At 56.9% G+C, this 19,211-nt stretch carries 14 protein-coding genes; 6 read left to right on the top strand and 8 right to left on the bottom strand.

Features of this window, described 5'->3' with window-relative positions; translation table 11 throughout:
* A partial coding sequence (locus G512_RS0114010; protein WP_028482281.1) for a transposase occupies window positions 1–257 on the bottom strand: 257 nt, incomplete at its 3' end.
* A gap of 215 nt (window positions 258–472) precedes the next feature.
* Here G512_RS0114010 and G512_RS0114015 point away from each other — a divergent pair.
* Together G512_RS0114015 and G512_RS0114020 are read left to right on the top strand one after the other, a co-directional pair.
* Window positions 473–1,996 carry a xylose ABC transporter ATP-binding protein gene (locus tag G512_RS0114015; protein WP_028482263.1) on the top strand — a complete coding sequence of 508 codons (1,524 nt, stop codon included), beginning with the start codon at window positions 473–475 and terminating at the stop codon, window positions 1,994–1,996.
* Complete coding sequence (locus G512_RS0114020; RefSeq protein WP_028482264.1) at window positions 1,993–3,174, top strand: sugar ABC transporter permease; 1,182 nt, start codon at window positions 1,993–1,995, stop codon at window positions 3,172–3,174. Before G512_RS0114015 ends, G512_RS0114020 begins: the two co-directional genes overlap by 4 nt.
* Before the next feature lie 93 nt (window positions 3,175–3,267).
* On the opposite strand, the gene moaA is transcribed toward G512_RS0114020, so the two are convergent.
* From moaA to G512_RS21210, 6 genes are all read right to left on the bottom strand, one after another.
* Window positions 3,268–4,251: a GTP 3',8-cyclase MoaA gene (moaA, locus tag G512_RS0114025; protein ID WP_028482265.1), complete on the bottom strand. Its 984-nt coding sequence runs from the start codon at window positions 4,249–4,251 to the stop codon at window positions 3,268–3,270.
* A 72-nt stretch (window positions 4,252–4,323) separates the two neighbouring features.
* Window positions 4,324–7,401, bottom strand: a complete 3,078-nt coding sequence (locus tag G512_RS0114030) for a molybdopterin dinucleotide binding domain-containing protein (RefSeq protein ID WP_208975021.1) — start codon at window positions 7,399–7,401, stop codon at window positions 4,324–4,326.
* A 5-nt stretch (window positions 7,402–7,406) separates the two neighbouring features.
* The gene (gene nrfD, locus G512_RS21205; protein ID WP_073833204.1) at window positions 7,407–8,531 is read right to left on the bottom strand and encodes an NrfD/PsrC family molybdoenzyme membrane anchor subunit; all 1,125 of its coding nucleotides are present in this window, start codon (window positions 8,529–8,531) and stop codon (window positions 7,407–7,409) included.
* Window positions 8,531–9,295, bottom strand: coding sequence for a sulfate reduction electron transfer complex DsrMKJOP subunit DsrO (gene dsrO / locus G512_RS0114040; protein WP_028482267.1), 765 nt, complete (start codon window positions 9,293–9,295; stop codon window positions 8,531–8,533). The genes nrfD and dsrO overlap by 1 nt, the downstream gene beginning before the upstream one ends.
* Before the next feature lie 202 nt (window positions 9,296–9,497).
* Window positions 9,498–10,115 (bottom strand): response regulator transcription factor, encoded by a 618-nt coding sequence (locus G512_RS0114045; RefSeq protein WP_028482268.1) that lies wholly within the window; start codon window positions 10,113–10,115, stop codon window positions 9,498–9,500.
* Window positions 10,108–11,817 carry a sensor histidine kinase gene (locus tag G512_RS21210; protein WP_162143385.1) on the bottom strand — a complete coding sequence of 570 codons (1,710 nt, stop codon included), beginning with the start codon at window positions 11,815–11,817 and terminating at the stop codon, window positions 10,108–10,110. Before G512_RS21210 ends, G512_RS0114045 begins: the two co-directional genes overlap by 8 nt.
* 319 nt (window positions 11,818–12,136) lie before the next feature.
* Between G512_RS21210 and G512_RS22980 the strand changes: the two genes are divergently transcribed.
* The 4 genes from G512_RS22980 to G512_RS22210 are packed head-to-tail and all read left to right on the top strand — an operon-like array spanning window position 12,137 to window position 15,263.
* Window positions 12,137–12,925: an ABC transporter permease gene (locus G512_RS22980; RefSeq protein ID WP_051269378.1), complete on the top strand. Its 789-nt coding sequence runs from the start codon at window positions 12,137–12,139 to the stop codon at window positions 12,923–12,925.
* Window positions 12,925–13,731 carry an ABC transporter ATP-binding protein gene (locus G512_RS21220; RefSeq protein WP_051269380.1) on the top strand — a complete coding sequence of 269 codons (807 nt, stop codon included), beginning with the start codon at window positions 12,925–12,927 and terminating at the stop codon, window positions 13,729–13,731. The genes G512_RS22980 and G512_RS21220 overlap by 1 nt, the downstream gene beginning before the upstream one ends.
* Entirely contained in the window at window positions 13,724–14,680 is a 957-nt protein-coding gene (locus tag G512_RS0114065) for an ABC transporter substrate-binding protein (RefSeq protein WP_028482269.1), read from the top strand. Before G512_RS21220 ends, G512_RS0114065 begins: the two co-directional genes overlap by 8 nt.
* Window positions 14,681–14,702: 22 nt before the next feature.
* The gene (locus G512_RS22210) at window positions 14,703–15,263 is read left to right on the top strand and encodes a hypothetical protein (protein ID WP_028482270.1); all 561 of its coding nucleotides are present in this window, start codon (window positions 14,703–14,705) and stop codon (window positions 15,261–15,263) included.
* A gap of 225 nt (window positions 15,264–15,488) precedes the next feature.
* Here the strand turns inward: G512_RS22210 and G512_RS0114075 are convergent, their stop codons facing one another.
* Window positions 15,489–18,941: an Ig-like domain-containing protein gene (locus G512_RS0114075; protein ID WP_036489833.1), complete on the bottom strand. Its 3,453-nt coding sequence runs from the start codon at window positions 18,939–18,941 to the stop codon at window positions 15,489–15,491.
* Window positions 18,942–19,211 lie beyond the last annotated feature (270 nt).

Here is a 19,211-nt window from a genome sequence, read left to right on the forward strand (position 1 = left end):
CCGAGATCCACCAGCGTTTCCAGCAGACCATCCCAGACGCCTTGCTCTGCCCACCGGCGAAAGCGCACATAGACCGAATTCCATTTCCCGTAGCGCTCGTGCATGTCGCGCCAGGGGCAGCCAACGCGCAGCACATGTAGCATACCATTCAGATAACGGCGGTTATCCTGAGCTGGACGGGACTTTCGGCCCCGCTCTGACGGAAGCAACGCTTCGATCAATTCCCATTCCGCGTCTGTCAAATCGCCACGTGCCAAGGCTGCCTCCTAAAAGACAGTCTTGAATCACAGTTCAGCTGATTTGGGAACCCACTTTGTCAACAGGCCCTAGCTACCTGCTGCCCCCAGTTGCCGTTTACAAGGACAACCTCGATAGCACCGTCATTGCCGACGGCTTCCATTCCAAGGAAAACGTTTACAATTAAGGTCATGCAAGCCGGGCGCCTCTCCGGCGCTCGGCATGGGAGGTGGGAATGGCAAACCTGATTGAAATGCGCGGTATCGTAAAGCGTTTTGGGCCTGTAAAAGCGCTTGACGGGGTGGATCTCCGCCTCGAACCGGGGAAAATCCTTTCACTGTGCGGAGAAAACGGCTCGGGTAAATCAACACTCATGAAAGTGTTGTGCGGCATCTATCCCCATGGTGACTATGAAGGCCAGATCCTGTTCGAAGGAGAGGAGGTCAAAGCCAGAACAATCAAGGATACTGAGAAGCTTGGGATCGCCATCATCCACCAGGAGCTGACACTGATAAAGGAGCTGAGCATCCTTGAGAATATCTTCCTTGGTGCGGAAATCAGTACCAAGGGGCTGATGGATTTTCCGGCGATGCACAAGCGCACGGCCGAACTCCTGAAACGCGTGAAGCTTGATGTGTCACCGCAAACGAAAGTGGGCGATCTGGGCGTTGGCCAGCAACAACTGGTGGAGATCGCCAAGGCACTTTCCAAGAAGGCCAGAGTTTTGGTTCTGGATGAGCCATCTGCACCGCTGACGGAGTCTGAAACCGCAATCCTTCTGGATCTGGTTCAGGAACTGCGGGCTAGTGGGGTGAGCTGCATCTACATCTCTCACAAGCTGGGAGAGGTGAAACACATTTCCGACGATATCTGTGTGATCCGCGACGGCGTGCACATCGCCACCAAACCTGCCAGCACCATGACTACCGACGACATCATCACAATGATGGTCGGCCGCGAAATGAAGCAATTGTTCCCGCGAGAAGATCATGACATTGGCGAGGTTATTCTCAAGGTTGGCCCGATCAACGCCTGGGATATTTCCAATCCGCGCATGAAGAAGGTCGTCAACGCCAGCTTCGAACTGCGCAAGGGTGAGATACTCGGCGTTTCCGGCCTCGTCGGTTCCGGGCGAACAGAGCTAATGGAGTGCATCTACGGTTGTTATCGGGGCAATCATGAGGGTGGTGTCGAGCTGAACGGCAGGCCGTTGAAGCTTGCCAGTGCCCGTGAAGCGTTGGTGCAGGGCATTGCCATGGTGCCGGAAGATCGCAAGCGCAACGGGATCGTACCCATTATGAGTGTGGGGCAGAACATCACGCTGGCCTATCTCAACGAGTTTGCCAACTATGGCATGCTGAGCATGGCCAAGGAAACAAACGCCATCAAACAATCCATAGCCAGCTTGCGGGTAAAGACACCGGGACCCGAGCTGGCAATCCGTAACCTGTCGGGGGGCAACCAGCAGAAGGCCATTCTGGCGCGTTTCCTGTTGTCCACCCCGGATGTTCTCATCCTTGATGAGCCCACGCGCGGCATCGACGTGGGTGCTAAATACGAAATCTATCGGTTGATGTTTCAACTCGTCAAAAAAGGCATCAGCATCATCATGGTCTCCTCCGAGCTGCCCGAAGTACTTGGCATCAGCGACCGCGTTTTGGTCATGCACGAGGGCGTCATCAAGGGCGACCTGCCAAACGAAAATCTCACGCAAGAAATCATCATGGATTGCGCCCTTTCAGAAGGAACAGCACAATGAGTGAGCAACAGGCAACGAGCAAATCGGCGGACGGAGCCAATCAGGACCTGCTGGAAAAGCTCAAGCCCATGAACCTTCAGGTGTTGGTGATGCTGTTTGCCATCATCATCATCATGGTGTTTTTCTACTTCATGACAGATGGCAGCTATCTGACAACGCGCAATGTTTCCAACCTGTTTCGTCAAACCGCGATCACTGGCATTCTGGCCATCGGAATGGTCTTCGTGATCATCAGCGGTGAAATCGATCTGTCTGTTGGGTCCATGATGGGTCTGTTGGGCGGCGTAGCGGCCATTCTGGATGTATGGGTTGGATTGCCGCTGTCACTGACAATCGTTTTTACCCTCGCCGCCGGGTTGATTTTGGGCTTTTGGAATGGTTGGTGGGTTGCCTATCGAAAGGTGCCATCCTTCATCGTGACCCTCGCTGGAATGCTGGCGTTTCGCGGCATCCTGATCGGCCTTACCGATGGCACGACCGTTGCCCCGACCTCCAACGCCATGTCGATAATCGGACAAAGCTACCTTCCCGACATGTTCAGCATGGTTCTGGCTGTCGGTGTGCTGGCTGCCTACATGATCTGGCAGCAACGGGTCAGAGGTCAAAACACTCAGTATGGCATTCAGAATGAAGCGCAGGGCATGGCGTTCACAAAGTACGCCGTGATCGCAGTGTTTTCTCTAGGTATCGTGTTGTTGCTGAACGATTACCGCGGCGTACCGACGCCAGTACTCATTCTCACTGCGCTTATGTTGATCGGAACGTTCGTTGCCACCAAGACAACCTTTGGGCGCCGTGTTTACGCGATTGGCGGCAATGTCGAAGCCAGTCGCCTGTCTGGCATCGATGTCGAGAAGACCAAGCTTCGTGTTTATACCATGCATGGTCTGCTTGTGGGTGTTGCCGCGCTTATCCTGAGCTCTCGCCTTGGGGCGGGTTCTCCGTCTGCAGGTAACATGGCCGAACTTGATGCAATCGCCGCCTGCGTGATTGGTGGCGCGAGTCTGGCTGGCGGGGTCGGTACTGTAGTTGGTGCGGTCATTGGCGCGTTCATCATGGCATCACTGGATAACGGTATGAGCATGATGAACGTCCCAACCTTTTGGCAATACGTTGTAAAGGGCGGGATCCTGTTGTTGGCGGTATGGATGGACAGCGCCACAAAGCGTCGCGCGTAAACCATCCGTGTCGGTTTCCAATGTGAACTGATCAAGGGGTGACCGAACCTTGACTGGAACGAACGCCCCTTGATCTCGCCAATTTGATTGATGTCAGCCGCCGGTAGCTGACATGGCCCTATTGATCTGCCCCGCTTGTTGTTCAAAGTTGTGCCGCAACGGTTTGATTGCCAAGGCGTTTTGGATCACCTCGACAAGACCGCTTTCGGAAATGCCCTGCCGGAGATGGGGCTTCAGAGCAACCGAATGCGTGTTGCCAAGGCACATGTAGAGTGTGCCGTCGGCCCCCAACCGTACGCGGTTGCAGGTGGCGCAAAAATGCCGGGACAGCGGAGTTATGAAGCCGATCTGCGTTTTGGAGCCGGGAATGCGCAGATAACGCGCGGGACCGCCACCCGAGGCGATGTCTTCTACCAGTTGGAATTGGGCGGCGAGCCTGTCCTTCACCACATCCAGAGGCAGATAGTGGGAAAAGGCCTGTTGGCCGCCAGCGCCCATGGGCATGGTTTCAATATAGCGCAGGGTGAACCCCTGATCGAGGCAGTAGTGGGCCATGTCAACGACCTCGTCGTCGTTGATCCCCTTCATCACCAGCATGTTGATCTTGATGGGAGAAAAACCGGCGTGTTTTGCCGCTTCCAGCCCGGCAAAAACGTCTTCCAGCCGGGCACCATGGGTGATACGGGCAAAGCGGTCCGGGTTCAAACTGTCAAGCGAGATGTTGAGCCTGGAAACGCCCGCATTTCGCAATGCGGCACCATGGTGTGCAAGGAGCATTGCATTGGTGGACATGGACAGATCTTCGATGCCGGGCACGGCGTTAAGTCGCGCGGCCAGTTCTGCCACCCCCTTGCGCAGTAAAGGTTCGCCTCCGGTCAGGCGCAGGCGGTAAACGCCCAAGGCGGCAAACGCCGCTACCACCCTTTCAATCTCGTCAAAGGTGAGTTGACTGCTGGAATGCGCAGTGCATTTGCTTTCTGCGGGCATGCAGTAAAAGCAGCGCAAGTTGCAATGCTCCGTGAGGGAGAGCCGGAGATAGTCGATCTTGCGCCCATGAGGGTCGATAAAGGACATCATATGCTTCCTTGCGCTGCCTTGGTGGGGACGAACTGCCGGTCTTTCGAACCGGCAACTCGTGTTTTGATGGGATCAGGCGATCTTCTCGATCTTCGCCGGTAGAGCCTGCCGGACGGCCGCACCGGAGATAGGGTCCACCCAAACTCCGGGCTTGGAACGCGTTGGATCGACAAGGCCGAGGTCATTTTGCAACATGCCGGTAGCAAGGCGAGGATCCCCAGCTAACGTCACGCCGTCGATGGTGATGTCGGAAGCCCCGAACGCGCGATGTCCGAACCCGTGTTCGATGGCCACGGTGTTTTTCGCTACGCCATCTCGCACAACGGCGACACCTTGCACACTGCCGCCCGGCGATGTGAGCACAACCTGATCGCCGTTCTGGATGCCATGTTGTTCCGCCAGTTCACGGGCCATGTTGACCGTGTTGGAGGCCGTGATCCGCAGGAGGGACTTCGCTCCCACAGAGTAGGAGTTGTGCAGCGGGGACTTGAAGCTGATGACCTTGACCGGCCACTCGCTGAGCGGATAGATGTCAGCCACCTTGCTGCCATCGGCGAACTCCGCCTCGCGCCAGGTGGGAACCCCTGGTGAGCGTCGACCCGTCAGAGCACTACGGGCGCTGCCAACTCCCTCATTGTAGACCTGCATGGGCTTGCCGTAGGGATGTGCGCTTTTCTCGCCCTTGTAGCTGAGATCCTTGTTCTCGTAGCGTCCGCCCTTGGCAAAGATGGTGGCCGCCTTGCGCCACTCGTCCGGCTTGAGCGTGCCTTGAAGCAAGTCACGGATCCGCTCCACCCCTGAGACCTTCAGATCATCATCGCTGGCGTCCGGCACGGCCGAACCGCCAACCGTGGCCACATTAACGGCCCCGCGCAAGTAAAAGTCCTCGGGCCGGTTCAGCGGATGCATGATGCCATCCTTGTCGGGAATGGCGGCGTCGCCAAAGCCCGGAAGGCCCATGCGCTTGGCCGTGGCGATCAGGAACATGTCCACGTCAATGGGCACGCCGTCTTTCGTCTTGGCGACTTTTGGCTCGACCACCGGCCAACGGGCCGTGGTGATCTTGGTTGGCACCCCATTCCACGGCTTGGCAAAGCCCCAGCTTTCATACATCACCGTGTCCGGCACGATATAGTCGGCAAGGGCCGTGCTCTCGTTGATGAACGGGTCTATCGAGATGATCAGCGGCACCACACTGGGATCTTTCAGTTTGGGCACCAGATGCTCAATACCTGCGATGCCATAGATGGGGTTGGCGTTGCGCAGGATCAAAGCCTCGATGTTGTAGGGGTAGCCGTTGATCATGGAGGAGAACCATTCAGTGGCCAGTCCCGGTGCATTGGGATACCACGGCCCCTCAGCCGGGAAGGGCTTGCCCGCGGCCTGCTTGGCCTTGAACTCGGAGGTCTTCTCATATGGCACGTTGCGGCCCAAGGGCAGACCCTTGGGCTTTACCCCGCCCACGACTTTGGCAAGATCATAAGCTGGCCCGTTGGTATCGGGATACCAGCCGCCGAGCATGATGGTGCCACCCTTCCAGTTCAGGTTACCTATGAGCGTGTTCAGCATCATCAGTGCGAAGGCGTTGTAAAAACCCGAGCCACTCATCATGCCGCCGTGGGTGTTGACAGCGGCCTTGCGACCATGGCTGGTGAATTCCTTGGCAAGACCGGTAATGGTCTCAACGGGAATGCCGCAAGCAGCAGCGTATTCTTCATAGCTCAGGCGTTCGGCCTCCTCGCGCAACAAGGTGAGGCCGGTCTTGACGGCAATCGGGCCGTCCTTGCCGTTGACGAGTGCATTGAAGAACAGAGGGGCAGGACCGTCGCCAACAGGGACGGGGCCCTTGTCCGAGGCGACCATATATGGGTCGCTGTCGTCATATGGCTTGGCGCCTTCCGCCAGTTTCATGCCCACATCAGAGCCGCGCAACAGCTTGCCCATGCGCGGATGGTTTTCATCTACGATGACGAGGTGGGTGGCGTTGGTCCAACTGGCCTCGCCTGCGGCCGTTGCCGCTGCTTTGGACGGTTGGGCCAGATAGGTCTTGTTGAGGCGATCGTTTTCAAACATCCAGCGCATCATGCCCATGGCGAGCGCGCCATCCGTTCCCGGGATGATGGGCAGCCAGCGTGACCTGTCTCCGGAAGGGCCGTTCTGGGCGTTGTTGAGCACTGGATCGATGACCACATAATCCAGCTTGCCGCTGCTACGCGCTTCGGCAACAAGGGCCCCAATACGCTTGAACGGATTGCCTGCGTTGCCTGGCGCCGTTCCGATGAAAATGATGAACTCGGCTTCCTCGAAATCCGGCTTGGCGTGCGGCATTTTCTTCACGTTGCCGAACATTGCACCTGAGCCAGACCTGTAAGACCCGCCGCAATAAGAGCCATGGCGGGCGTAGTTGGTCGAACCATAGGCTTTCTTCAGCCACCGCAGGTTCATGTTGTCGCGGCCATCATTGACCGAGCTCAACATGACGACGCCATTTGCTCTGGGCCCAAACTCGGGCGCATCCGCCTTGATCGGTGTTTCCAGATCTCGGATTTCCCGGAGACCGGCCACTTTTCCCTCGCCAAACAGGTCTCCGCCTTCAACCACTTCCTCGACCAATTGTTCGAAGCTTATGGTCTCCCATTGACCTGAGCCGCGGGGGCCGACGCGTTTCAGGGGCTTGAGGACCCGGCGTGGATTGTCGAGTTGCTCAAGCACCGCATTGCCCCGCCCACACGCAGTGGATCGGTGCAGCATACCATCGCCCTTACCGGACTGGCCAAGCACGGCAAGGCTTTCACGCACGGGTGTTTCATAGGGCAGGAACTCGTTGGTGCTGAGCGGGCTATACGGATTGCCAGAAACCCTCAGTACCTTGTTGTTGGCTTTATCGACCCGCACTCGCACCCCGCACATGGAGGTGCAGCCGATGCACATGGCATAACTGACCGCCTGTTCAGGATTGAGCTCGATTTGGCCGTCCGCGGTGACCCGGTATTCGGGATCCGGAGCATTGCCAGTGACATTCTTGCGCGGTTGCTCTCCGGACCATTTGCCCCGCAGAACCTTTTTCACGGTTTCCGAATACCCTACAGCGAAGGCCCCCAAGGCTCCTGTAGCGACCGCGCCCTTCAAGACATTGCGACGTGTTGACATGAGTTTCATCCTTGGACAGTGCGAGAAGATGGGGCGGACGTGGGGATCGATGCCGGATCGCCCGGCAGATCAGCCTCGTCCCATGGCACGAACGTGGTGTAAACGATGAGCAGGAAGATCCAGAGCCCGAAGGTTCCAATCACACCCATCATGCCTTCAAGGCCGGTGGGCATGAGCGCGTCGTAAAGCCCGGATCCCACTTTCGGCACGGCCTGTCCGCCCATGAAGACGGTCCAGCGGAACATCCAGGCCGCGTGAATGGCGATGAGACCGGTAACCCATCCGGACCTTGCAGGAGCGAGTATCGCGATGAGGAACGGGATCACAATGGCCGCGGCTGCCCACAGGGCGATGTTCTGCCAGACCGGAAAACCAGCAACCGACGCGAGCGCTTCCGTGTGGCTTGCCGATAGGCCCGAGAAGGCGACGAGGAACCAGAGTGCGCCGAGCGCGGCTACCACGGCAAGGCCAGCGGCCAGCAGGCGGTTCATCCACGCTTCAATCGTCGGGCCCGTATCGAAAAAGCGCCCGAGTACCAGCATCACTCCAAGCGCGCCAACCGCACCTGTTGCTGCGAACTGCAAAGGAAGCAGGGGGGTGTTCCAAAGCGGACGGGAGTGAACCACAGCCACTTCCATGCCTGTGTAAAGCAGGATGCCGAGTGCGGCGACGCCAGCTCCGATGCCAAATGAGCGGGCAAAGCCGTTTGCCTCTCCCCGCAATGACAAAAGACGGAACAGCCAGGCAAAACGCCAGTTATCCTTTCCCCAGCGATAGAAGGCCGGGCGATGCACAGCCCAAGCATAAAGCAGAAGAAGGATGACATAGGACATTACGATCCATGCCCCCCAAGCCATCCATGAGGTGGCGTTTGTATAGACGAAAAACTCCCAGAAACGGGCTGGTTGGTGCAAGTCGGCCAGCAGCGCGACCGGGCCGGCGATGCCGGTGGTTACCGCCGTCAGCAGGGCAAGACGTGCAATGGGAAGCTGGGCGCGGCGACCTAGAACAAAAGCCGGAAAGGTCAGGAACACAGCTGTCGCCGATATACCGATGAGGAAGAAATACTGCACTGCCCAAGGAAGCCATGCGGCCTCGTGGACTGTGCCAACAAGCTCATGTATTTGCATCAGACGCTCTCCCCGTGAGACTCAGGCGCATCGGTGACCATGGGGCGATATGCAGCTTCCCCGGCCACCCGGCCGTCCAGCGCTTCATCCAGCTGGATGTAATAGACATTCGGAGCCGTGTGCATTTCGGGTCGCAGAACCGACACGTCATTTTCTGCCAGCAGACGGGACACCGTACTCTCGGGATCGTTCAAATCGCCGAAGATGCGCGCGCCGCCCACACAGGTTTCAACGCAAGCGGGCAGCAGGCCAGCCTCGGTGCGGTGAACGCAGAATGTGCATTTATCGGCGGTCTGGGTTTCGTGATTGATGAAACGTGCGTCATAAGGGCAGGCCTGAACACAATAGGCGCAGCCCACGCACACGGACGCATCCACGAGCACTTCGCCTGTCCCTTCCTTCTTGTAGGTTGCTCCCACCGGGCAGACCGGGATGCAGGGCGGCTCATCGCAGTGATTGCAAAGCCGAGGCAGCATGACCATTGCCGGATCACGCCCTTCCTTGACCACTTCGTAAACGGAAACGTTGGTGCGCAACGCATCTTCCGGCACATCGTTTTCCATGATGCAGGCGACCGTGCAGGCTTGGCAGCCGATACATTTACGCAAGTCAATGACCATGCCCCAGTGCGGGCCGGTTGCATTGGTGGCGTCAGTCGCGGAACCGGACGCGGCATCGGCACTGTTGGCACCGGCGATACTTGCCGCAGCACCAATGGTTACCTGTCCGATCGATCCGAGAAATTGGCGGCGAGAACTATCCATGGCTGGTCCTTTCACTGACGCACCCTCCGCCAATGCCCGGCTTGAGCCAAAACAGGCGAGAGATGGTGCGCAGGGTCTCCCAAGGACCGTCCCTTTGCGGCGCAAATCAATGCGAAAAGGGGCGGCCGGTTTAAGAACCAGCCTAGAGACGCGGGCAAATGCAGGGTATCAGGCCAAACCCAAGACCTTTAGGGGTTACCCCCTAAACCTGGTCCCATCCAGCCGTGACAAGCTGCCGCACAAGGTCGGCAGGCGTTGTAGCTTCCATTTTGGCCATCAGGTTGTGGCGGTGGATTTCGACCGTCTTGGGGCTGATTCCCAAGTCCGCCGCGATCTGCTTGTTCTGCTTGCCATCCATGATGGCGCGTGCAACATCCGCTTCGCGGTTTGTCAGGCCTTCGATGCGCCCGTTTATGACCGCTTTCTTGTGGGCTGCCTCAGCGCTGGCGCGCGCATGGGCGAGCGCCTCGTTGATGCAGTCCACCAGCGCCATCCCGTTGACGGGCTTTTCAAAGAAATCCATGGCGCCAGAGCGCAGCGCCCGAACCGCCATGGGCACATCGGCATGGGCCGTTATGATGATTACGGGAAGGGAGCATTTGCGCCGGTCCAGCTCTACCAGCAGTTCCAGACCGGTCATGCCCGGCATACGCACGTCGGCGAGAATGCAGCCCACGACGGATCCGTCCAGCCCCTCAAGCAACTCCATGGCAGAGCCATGTGTCTTGATGGTGAAACCGAGAGAGGAAAGCATGAAGCCGAGCCCGTCACGCACTGCCCGGTCGTCATCGACAATGTGAATGAGCCCGCCATCATTCATGGTTTTCTCCAGTTGGCAGCCAGATGGCCACCTCAAGTCCGACCCCGTCTTGTGGGCTTTCTGCACGCATGGACCCGCCATGCGCTTCCAGAATGGAGCGGCTCAGAGCGAGCCCCAATCCAATGCCCTCAGCCTTGGTTGTATAAAAGGCTTCGGCGAAATGTCCAAGATCTTCCGCGCTCATGCCATGGCCAAAGTCCCGCACGCTGATTGAAACGCCGTCGGTTCCGTCATGGTACCGCCGGGCCACCAGAAACGCCTTGCGTCTTTCCGCTGGCACATCGCTCATGGCGTCAATGGCGTTTTGCACTAGGTTGAGCAGAACCTGTTGGATCTGAATGGGGTCAACGGTCAATAGCGGAAGATCTTCGGCAATATCCACCACAACCTTGACCCCGGCGCGGTTGGCTGAGGCTTCGTAGACAGCGGCGCAATCTGCAATCAGATCGGCGACGTTGACAGGAACCTGTTTGGTGTCTTTCTTGCGCACAAAGGCCCGGATGCGCTTGATGACTTCTGCCGCCCGATCGGTCTGCTGGGCGATCTCGTTGGCGGCTAGCGTCATATCGTCGGCGCTGAATTTGTTAGCCTTGAGCCGGAGCAGGCAGCCTTGGGCGTAGTTGGAAATGGCGGCCAATGGTTGGTTGAGTTCATGGGCAATGGAGGAGGCCATTTCGCCCAGAATGGACAACCTGGCCACATGCTCAAGCTCTCGAAGATGCTGGCGCTCGGCCTCTTCGGCACGCTTGCGCCGGTCCATTTCAAGCAGCAGCTTCTCGTTGGTCTCGTTGAGAGCCAGAGTGCGTTTGCGCACCAATGTCTCAATGCGTACCGAATAGATCGCCCACAAGATCAACGCACCGGCCAGAAGGATCAGCCATTCGCCATGATCCTCGACAAGCTCGCGCAGCGAAATGGGGGAGGTTCTCTCATAGGGGCCGATTTGCAACTGCCGCAGCACATCATGGACTGATTGATAGTCCAAAGGCACGGTCCAGAAATTCCCCTGTTCGATGCTTAAAAGTGTCACCGCCACCTGTTTGGCAAAGGCGGCGTCCGTCTTGGGTGTTTTGGCGAACGGCCAGTTGGGAAAGATCGGACTGGAGATAGCGCAGTCGGTCGGTTGGTCCTGGCGCAGCGCGAAAGACCGCAGCGAGTTGTAGCGAGCCGGGTCTTGCTGTTGCAACAACTCCAGAGTGCAGGTGCGCAGTACTGCCGCATCGGCCTTTCCGTCCAGTACAGCTTCGGCAACCAGATTCATGGGATAGCCGGTTTCCATCACCTCGATGCGGCGTGGCAGGGACGGGTTGGTCTTGTCCATTTCCGAGATGATGACGTGAAAGCCGCCGAAAGCGTCCTTGGAGACCACCGCCAGCTTCTTGCCGACCAGATCTTCCATACTGGTAAAATCGCTCGTCGTGACCAACGTCGAAGCGACCGGTTGACCGCGCTGCACCATTGCGATGCGGCTGATATGGTGGCGGTATTCGAGTTCAGCGTAATTGCCTGGATTTGTGATGACAAAATCCAGCCTGTTCTCGGAAAGAGCCTTGTCCAGGCCGTTTATGTCCAGCGCTTCGACCTCGAAGGTGATATCTGGAAATGCTTGCTCCAGGCCCTCTATCGTGGCGGCCCAACGGGCAAGAGTGTGCTTTGCACCAAGGACATCCAGCACCCCAATGCGTTTTGTTGGTTGAGCCAAGGCTGAGATTGATCCAGCGAGAAAGCTTGCCAGCAGGACAGCCAACAAGAGGGCACGGCGAAAGAAACAGAGCATGGCGTTTTGGTCGAAGCCTCACAAAGACGAGCGGTGTGCGCAAACTTCCCTAACACGGCAAGCCGCCCATAGGGCCATGATTCTTGAAAGAGCAGTGGCAACGGGCTTGTTTCGGTGTGACAACCCAATGCGTGTTTCTAGATATAAGTGCTATTGCGACTTAATTGCACCTACAGGTTTAGCTAAACATGATCCGGTCATTTAACCGGCTCCAGATTGGAAGCTTTAATTTTGCAAGATCGGAATGATTATCAGCTTCGTAGTCAAACAGAAACTCAGATCGCTGTTGCTGGTTTCAACTCTGCCGATCGTCATAGTCGTGCTTTGGGAAATTGTCGGACGACTTGGTTTAACCAATAGCTATTTGCTGCCTTCACCGAGTGCGATTTGGCTTGCAGCCGTTGAACTTTGGGAGCGCGGACACCTGCAGCGCCACCTTTTGGTGTCAGTAAGTCGCGTGCTCACAGGCTTTTCGGTTTCTGCAAGCCTCGCTTTGAGCTTGGCGGCCTTGCATCATGGCCTCCCTGTGGTGCGAAGGATTATGAGTGTACCTATGGAGGCGATCCGTGTTGTGCCTCCGCTTGCCATGGTTCCTGTGCTGATCCTCTGGCTTGGTATTGGTGAGGCTTCAAAGCTGGCAATAATCGTGCTGGCAAGCTTTTTCCCGATTTACCTCAGTGCACGCACAGCCCTTGCCTCCACAGACACGCGTCTTCTGGAGATGGCAAAAACGTTGCGCCTGTCGCGCATCGAACAAACTTGGTTCATCGTCATACCAAGCGCCATGCCGGGACTTCTAACTGGTTTGCGCCTTGGTTTCGGCTATGCGTGGCGCGCACTTGTTGGTGCTGAGATGATCGCCGCCGCCGCTGGCCTTGGTTATCTGATCATCGACAGTGAAGAACTGGCGCGAACCGACCGCATCTTTGTTGGCATTTTTGCCATCGCGGCCACCGGGCTTTTGCTGGATGCCATCTTCCTGCGCGTGCTGCCGAAAGATAACCGCTCAGGTATGCTTAAAGGGGTGTTTTGATGGATGTCATCCGCCTTACCAACCTCTACAAGAATTTCCCGCGATTTGATCAGGGAGCGGTGCAAACAGGCAACCATCCGGTGCTTACGAATTTCTCCCTAACACTGGATCGAAGCAAGATCACGGTTTTGATTGGGCGTTCGGGATGCGGGAAAACGACGCTGCTGCATATACTTGCAGGTCTGTGCAGCGTGGACCGTGGTTCCATCGATCCAGTCGATTTATCGAGGCGCAGCGGCGTTGTCTTTCAAGATCACAGGCTTTTGCCATGGGCCACTGTCGAGGCAAATCTGATGCTTGCGCTGCACGTCCGCAAAGACCTGTCCAAGCAGGCGAAACGGGATCGTGTGATTAACGTCCTCGGCAGTCTTGGACTTGAGAAGACTTTGAACAGTTTTCCTGCCGAGCTTTCTGGCGGCATGGCTCAACGGGTCGCACTGGGAAGGGCGTTGCTGTTGGAACCAGAGCTGTTTCTGCTCGATGAACCATTTGCCGCGTTGGATGCCATTACCCGCGCCGAAATGCAAAACCTGCTGCTTGATCTGCACATCAGTACGCCCACAACAACCCTTTTCGTCACTCACGATTTGGATGAGGCAAGTCTCATCGCCGACCGAATTTTGGTGATGGACCAAGGGCGGATCTGCTCTGACATCGCTGTGGACTTGCCACATCCGCGGCACTCCCAAGACGGCACTTTGCGTGCTTTGAAGGACCGCATCGAAGCCGCACTGAACAACGGTACCCCAAAGGCACCTTTCATCGACACACCATTGAGAAGCAACCAGGAACAACCCTATGTTTAAAACCCTCAAAGCGCTCGCCATTGCAGGCGCAATGGCGCTGTTCGCGGCGCCGGCATCGGCAAACGATATCAAGGAACTGAATGTTTCCTACGTGACTTCACCCTTTAACTTGCAGGTCATCGTCACAAAGCGGCATGAGCTGCTGGAAAAAGAGTTTGCGCAGGACAATATCCAGATCAACTGGCATAAAATCACCTCTGGCGCAAAACAGGCACAGGCGATGGCAGCCGGCTCGCTCGATTTCGGCATGGTAATGAACAGCTCATCCGTGCTGATATCCAACGCTATGGGGAACCCGATCCAGTTCGTTGCGGGTGTATCCCGCCCATCCGATACCTTCGCTTTGGTCTCCAAGGATGAGAGCATCCAGTCTTTCGCCGATCTCAAGGGTAAAACTGTTGCGGGTCCGAAGGGTACCGTCTTGCACCAGTTGTTGGTCGCAGGTCTGGTTAGCGAAGGTCTCACGGTTGACGATGTGAATTTCGTTTCAATGGGTATCCCAAAGGCACAAACAGCAATGCTGGCTGGCCAGATTGATGGCGCGCTTCTGGCTGCGAGTTCGGTTATCACCTCCGAACAACAGGGGGCTCACATTGTCGCAACTTCTCGGGGCCTTGCTGTACCGAAGCTGGGCATGACCGCTCCAACCAAGTTTGTTGAAGCACACCCGGATATCGTTGAACGTGTTGTCAAGGTTCACCGAGATGCAATGGCATGGATTGAAGCAAATCCTGAAGAAGCGATTGCGCTTGGTGCCGAAGAAGCTGGGATTTCCATTGCCGATGCTAAGCGCCTTGCGGCATGGGCTGACTTTACCACCACCTTCAGCGAGGAAGATTTGGAATCTCTGTCTGACGACATGGCCTTCCTGATCGCAAACGAGATGATGCGCGAAGAGATTGACATCAAATCTGTTTTTGCTTCCACCGCCTTGGCGCAATCTGAATAATTCTGATCAGGAACGACTACCCATGACATGTCGCTACTACGACGATCATTCCATCAAGCTGAAAGAGGGAGATCTCCCCCTCAGCTTCTCCCGCAATGACCTGATCGCCTATGCAGGCCCTGATGAGATCATAGCAACTGCACTTATGTTCAACATGTTCCGCTTTGCGTTTTCCAAACTGGCAAGAGATGGAGAATTGCTGGAACGGAACAGGGTTAAGGTTCAACTCGGTTTTCCGGGGCCCGGTGTGAAGGACTGTGTTGAGCTGGTGCTGCGTGGTCTTACACGCAACGCTGCCAACGTCACTGAGGTTACGGAAAACTTGCCTGAAGAGGCCCCGTTGGCGCTAGTTGGTCGCTTCTATTACGAGTTTGAATACGAAGATCGGCGCATCGGTCTTTGGCCGAAGGAAGGTTTTTTTACAGACGAATTCCGCGAAATGGTAATCACTTTCCAGCCGCGCAAAGGCTCAGATGAGGAGCAACGCAAGTTTCAGGAGTTCAAGGACGACTTGATCAGACGCATCATGTCGGCTGGTGAAGATAACCTCTTCAATTGGAAAGAGGTTCCGGTAGCTGACTGATCCTGCCTCCTCACAAAAATCAAAAAGCGCCTCGATTTCGAGGCGCTTTTTAAAGTTGTTGTCCATGGGCATCGCTAAATGTGCCCAGCCTTCAGCACCGGTATTTTCCTGAAGGATCTTAGGCGCATCCTTCGAGATGGCGCGGACAGTGGATAGCGCCACCTGAAAGGGCCGCGAGTGTCCTGCTTGTCATCTATTGACTTAAATAGGCTGTAGCTACGGTACCTAAAAGTTGAAGGAGTAAGTTCCGCCCATTCCGTAGCTTTGATAGCCTTGTGCCCCGATGCCATCGCCAAAGGCGCTGAACTGGATACGGCCGCCATTGCTCAGTAAACTGTCATAGCCAAGTTCCAGCCGCAGGCGTCCGCCGTCGTAGGCGGGTTCGCGCAATGCGGCTGCACCACTTCCGGACGTCTGCGACCAGATGCCGGAAAACCCGCCCGTAAGCACACTGCGACCCATCTCCTCGGCAAGCTGCACCTCGAAATCCGCGCCCAATTCAAGGTTCGTAAGCTGAAAGCCCTGCGATGGTATGGTATTGCCGAGTGCGTCCACATAGGCCTGTTGGTCGTCTCGGGTGTGAGTGGCTGAAAGGAAGTGATACAAGCTCCATTGCTCGGTACCGACTTCTCCGGTGACCCCCAGATGCGTCAGCCATCGCTCGGTATCGAAGTTGTCGCGATAGGTGCCCAGCGGAGCGACGTTGTTGCTGGTGTGCCCGTAAAGAACTTGCCCGCTGAAGACAAGTGGGTGGTTGGGTAGTCGATAAACGGCATAAGGCCCCAACAGCCAGCCATAGCCATCGACTTCTGCGGGGCCGTCGTTGCTCTCAGCGTAATCCATCTGCAGCATTGCGCCCAGCTTCAGATTTGGCCGCACAGAAAAGTGGCTGCCGAGCGTGGCGAGCGCATAACCCGACTCCTGTCCTTTGTCTTTGCTGAAGGCGGCGGTGAAGGTCCCCCACACGCCATCTTTGGGCGCAATGGCCAGATCAAAATTCATCTGATCTTCGGTGGCCTCCACGCCCCATGTGTTGCCTGCACCGCCATTGAGAAGGAAACCCGCCAACCGAGGCTGGTTGCTGACAAGATTGTTGGCTCGGGCCTTCATGAAATCGGCGATTACCTTGCTGGTTTGTTCCACGATGCGGTTGACCGCCGTCAGTTGGTTTGAGGCCGCATTGGGGATGCCGTCACTGTCCTGCACTGCTCGGGCCGGGAGGGAGACCACGAGATCACCGCGACCGTTGGCGCGCAGCAGCGCCTGATAGCTGGCAGCGCTGCCAGCGATTGAAAGCACCTCGCCTCCAGAGATCACCAGGTCCTCTTTTGTCAGCCCGGTCACTGAGCGTGAGAACTGAATGTCGAGCTGGTGCTCGCCCGGCCCACTGAAGCTGTCGGGCAGCCCCGACAGGGTTGCGCTCACGTTGGCGCGCAGGGTGACGAGGGTTTGGTCGGTGTTGGTTTTGGTGTCATCATAGACAGTGAGGGTAAAACCCAGCGACTGGTCAGGATCTCCTGGCGCTAGCTGCGGGGCGGTAAAGGTGGGTTGAGCCGCGGTGGGATCGCTCAGGGTGATGCCTGAGGGGGATGTCCAGACAAAAGCCAGAGTGTCGCCGTCTGGATCCGATGAGCCTGAACCGTCCAACGTGACGAGCGTGCCGCCCGCAACCACCTGAGCCGGTCCGGCATCGGCCACCGGGGCCGTATTTTCGGAGGTGCTCACGGGGACGGCAGCGGCACTGAATACCCCGGGTATCCCGGAGACCGCAATATGCTCTGCGGCTTCGGCCGGAATTGAGATCGTGATTGTTGGACTGCCGTCCGGTTCAATGCGGGCGGTGTAGTTTGCGCCGCTGCCCGTAAGGGCGGAGACCGAGCCGCCGCTCACCTGAATGTCAGAGGCGGTGAATCCTTGAACCGTCTTGGAAAATGTGATGACCGCATCAAACGCGCTATTGAACGCTGCCGGCACGTCCGAGATCACAGGCAGAGGTTCGTCCACATCCGCATAACCTAGATCTATCCGGGTCTCGGCGCTGCGATTACCAGCCACGTCCCTGAACATCCCGGCCGGAAAAGTCACAGAGACCTGTCCGTCACGTCGCGGGACAATTGTATAGCGCATTTTGTAATCCGGAAGAATGGTCGTGCCCATGAGGACTACTGTATCGGGAACAGTGGCCGAGTACCCAAGTTCAAAGATCGTACCGGGTGTGTATTCGAGGACAGAACGATAGCCGACATAGGGGGTGGTGCTTGATCCTGCATCCACCAGCGTGATGGTGGGCGCAGTGGTGTCCACAAAACCTGACAGAGTGTTGGAGGCCGTGTTGGCCACGCTGCCATAGTTGGACACGGCGCCTGCAGGCAGGGACAGCGATATGGCGCCATCGCCATCGGGCGTCGCGGTTAGAGTGTAGGTTTGTGTCTGGTCATAGGCGGGCGTAGGTGAACCAACCGAAAGGTTCGAGAGCGTCAGGTTGGTTGCGTCGAAATCAGACAATTTCAGCGCATCTGATGTATCCACGCCCGCATTGAATTCCACTGTCACGGTCTGCGCACCTGCCACGATGCCGCTAAATCCGGACAGAGACGGGGTCATGGAGCCAGGAACATCCACCACTTCGATGGTCATGCTCTGGGTGTCGCAGGTCGTGTAGACGCAGGTTTCCAGCGTTGCGGTATAGGTGCCAAAGCTCGTGTACGTGTGAACCGGGTTCTGTGCCGTGCTGGTATCTCCGTCGCCAAAGTCCCAGTTCCAAGTCTTCAAAGCAGGTGGGGTGGATGAGGATTGGTCAGTGAAGAAGACTGTATGCGGCACCGAAATTCCGAATCCAGGGTTAGCAGTGAAATCCGCTGTAATGCTGCTGACCCCTTCAGCCGTGCCGGAAAGTGTATTTGAGGCAAGGTTTGGGAACGATAGACTGTCGGTCGCCACGCCTGCAGGTACAAGGACCGTCACCGCGCCCGGTCCATCGGGTGAGACTGTGAACGTATAGGTGGCACCCGACCCGGCGAAGCTGGAAATGGTGGCATTTGTCACCTGGATGTCCGATGCATCAAAACCGTCGACTGTCTCGCTAAAGGTTGCGGTGACGGTTTGAGGATTAATAAAGGTGCTGCTCAGACCCGACAGGGTAACGGTCGGAACAGGATCAGTGAGCACGACATCTCGCTTCACCACTGTGCCGGTCACCCCGTACAGCCCGTAGTCAAAATCATACCGACCTATGCCAGGCACATCTGCTGTGAACCGGACGAACATTTGATCATCAGACGCGACAGTGCCATCCGCGCCGTCTTGGACAAGCCCCGTCACATTCGTGTAACCGCAGTTCGCCTCCAACCACGCGACCGTGATCGGCGAATGAGGCGTAGAAGCGCCGTCGGAGTAGCGAAAATAACTCCCTCCTGCGGCCCTAAAACCGGAAACAGGGGGGAAGATGAAGACGGTGGCACCACTGGAATGCTGCTCCACCCTTGCCGAGCACTGTCCTCCCGGCATTAAGACCGGCAGGGACGAACCGCTGGCGTCCAGCGCCTGTGCTGACTGAGTCGCGCCAAACAATGAGACGACGGCCAATGCCCTGCAAACGGCAACCTTGGTCACAGATCTGCAGGTGAGACTCTCAAGCCTGCCCCACACCGCCGCTGCAATTTTCATCAGTGTCACCATTCTCAACCTCCCGCCCGGCTACTTTGCCCTGCGCCGCCTCAGCGCGGATGCATGCCAAAACATGCCGCAGCCGGTGGTGGCGCGAACAGAAAGTAAGCCGGTGAATAATGGTCTTAGAGTCGTTTATGTTTCAAACGGTTGATCTGAAGGGGAAGACTACTCAAGTGCTGCCAGCAGTACAGGGCTGTGTTTGTCGATATTCTGGATTTAACTATCGATATATACACGTAGTCCGGTCGGCGCCGCCTCAAAATGGTCTGGTTGAGCTGT

Origin of the sequence: Pseudovibrio exalbescens DSM 16456 (genome assembly GCF_000422785.1) — a bacterium.
GTDB classification, from domain to species: Bacteria; Pseudomonadota; Alphaproteobacteria; order Rhizobiales; family Stappiaceae; genus Pseudovibrio; species Pseudovibrio exalbescens.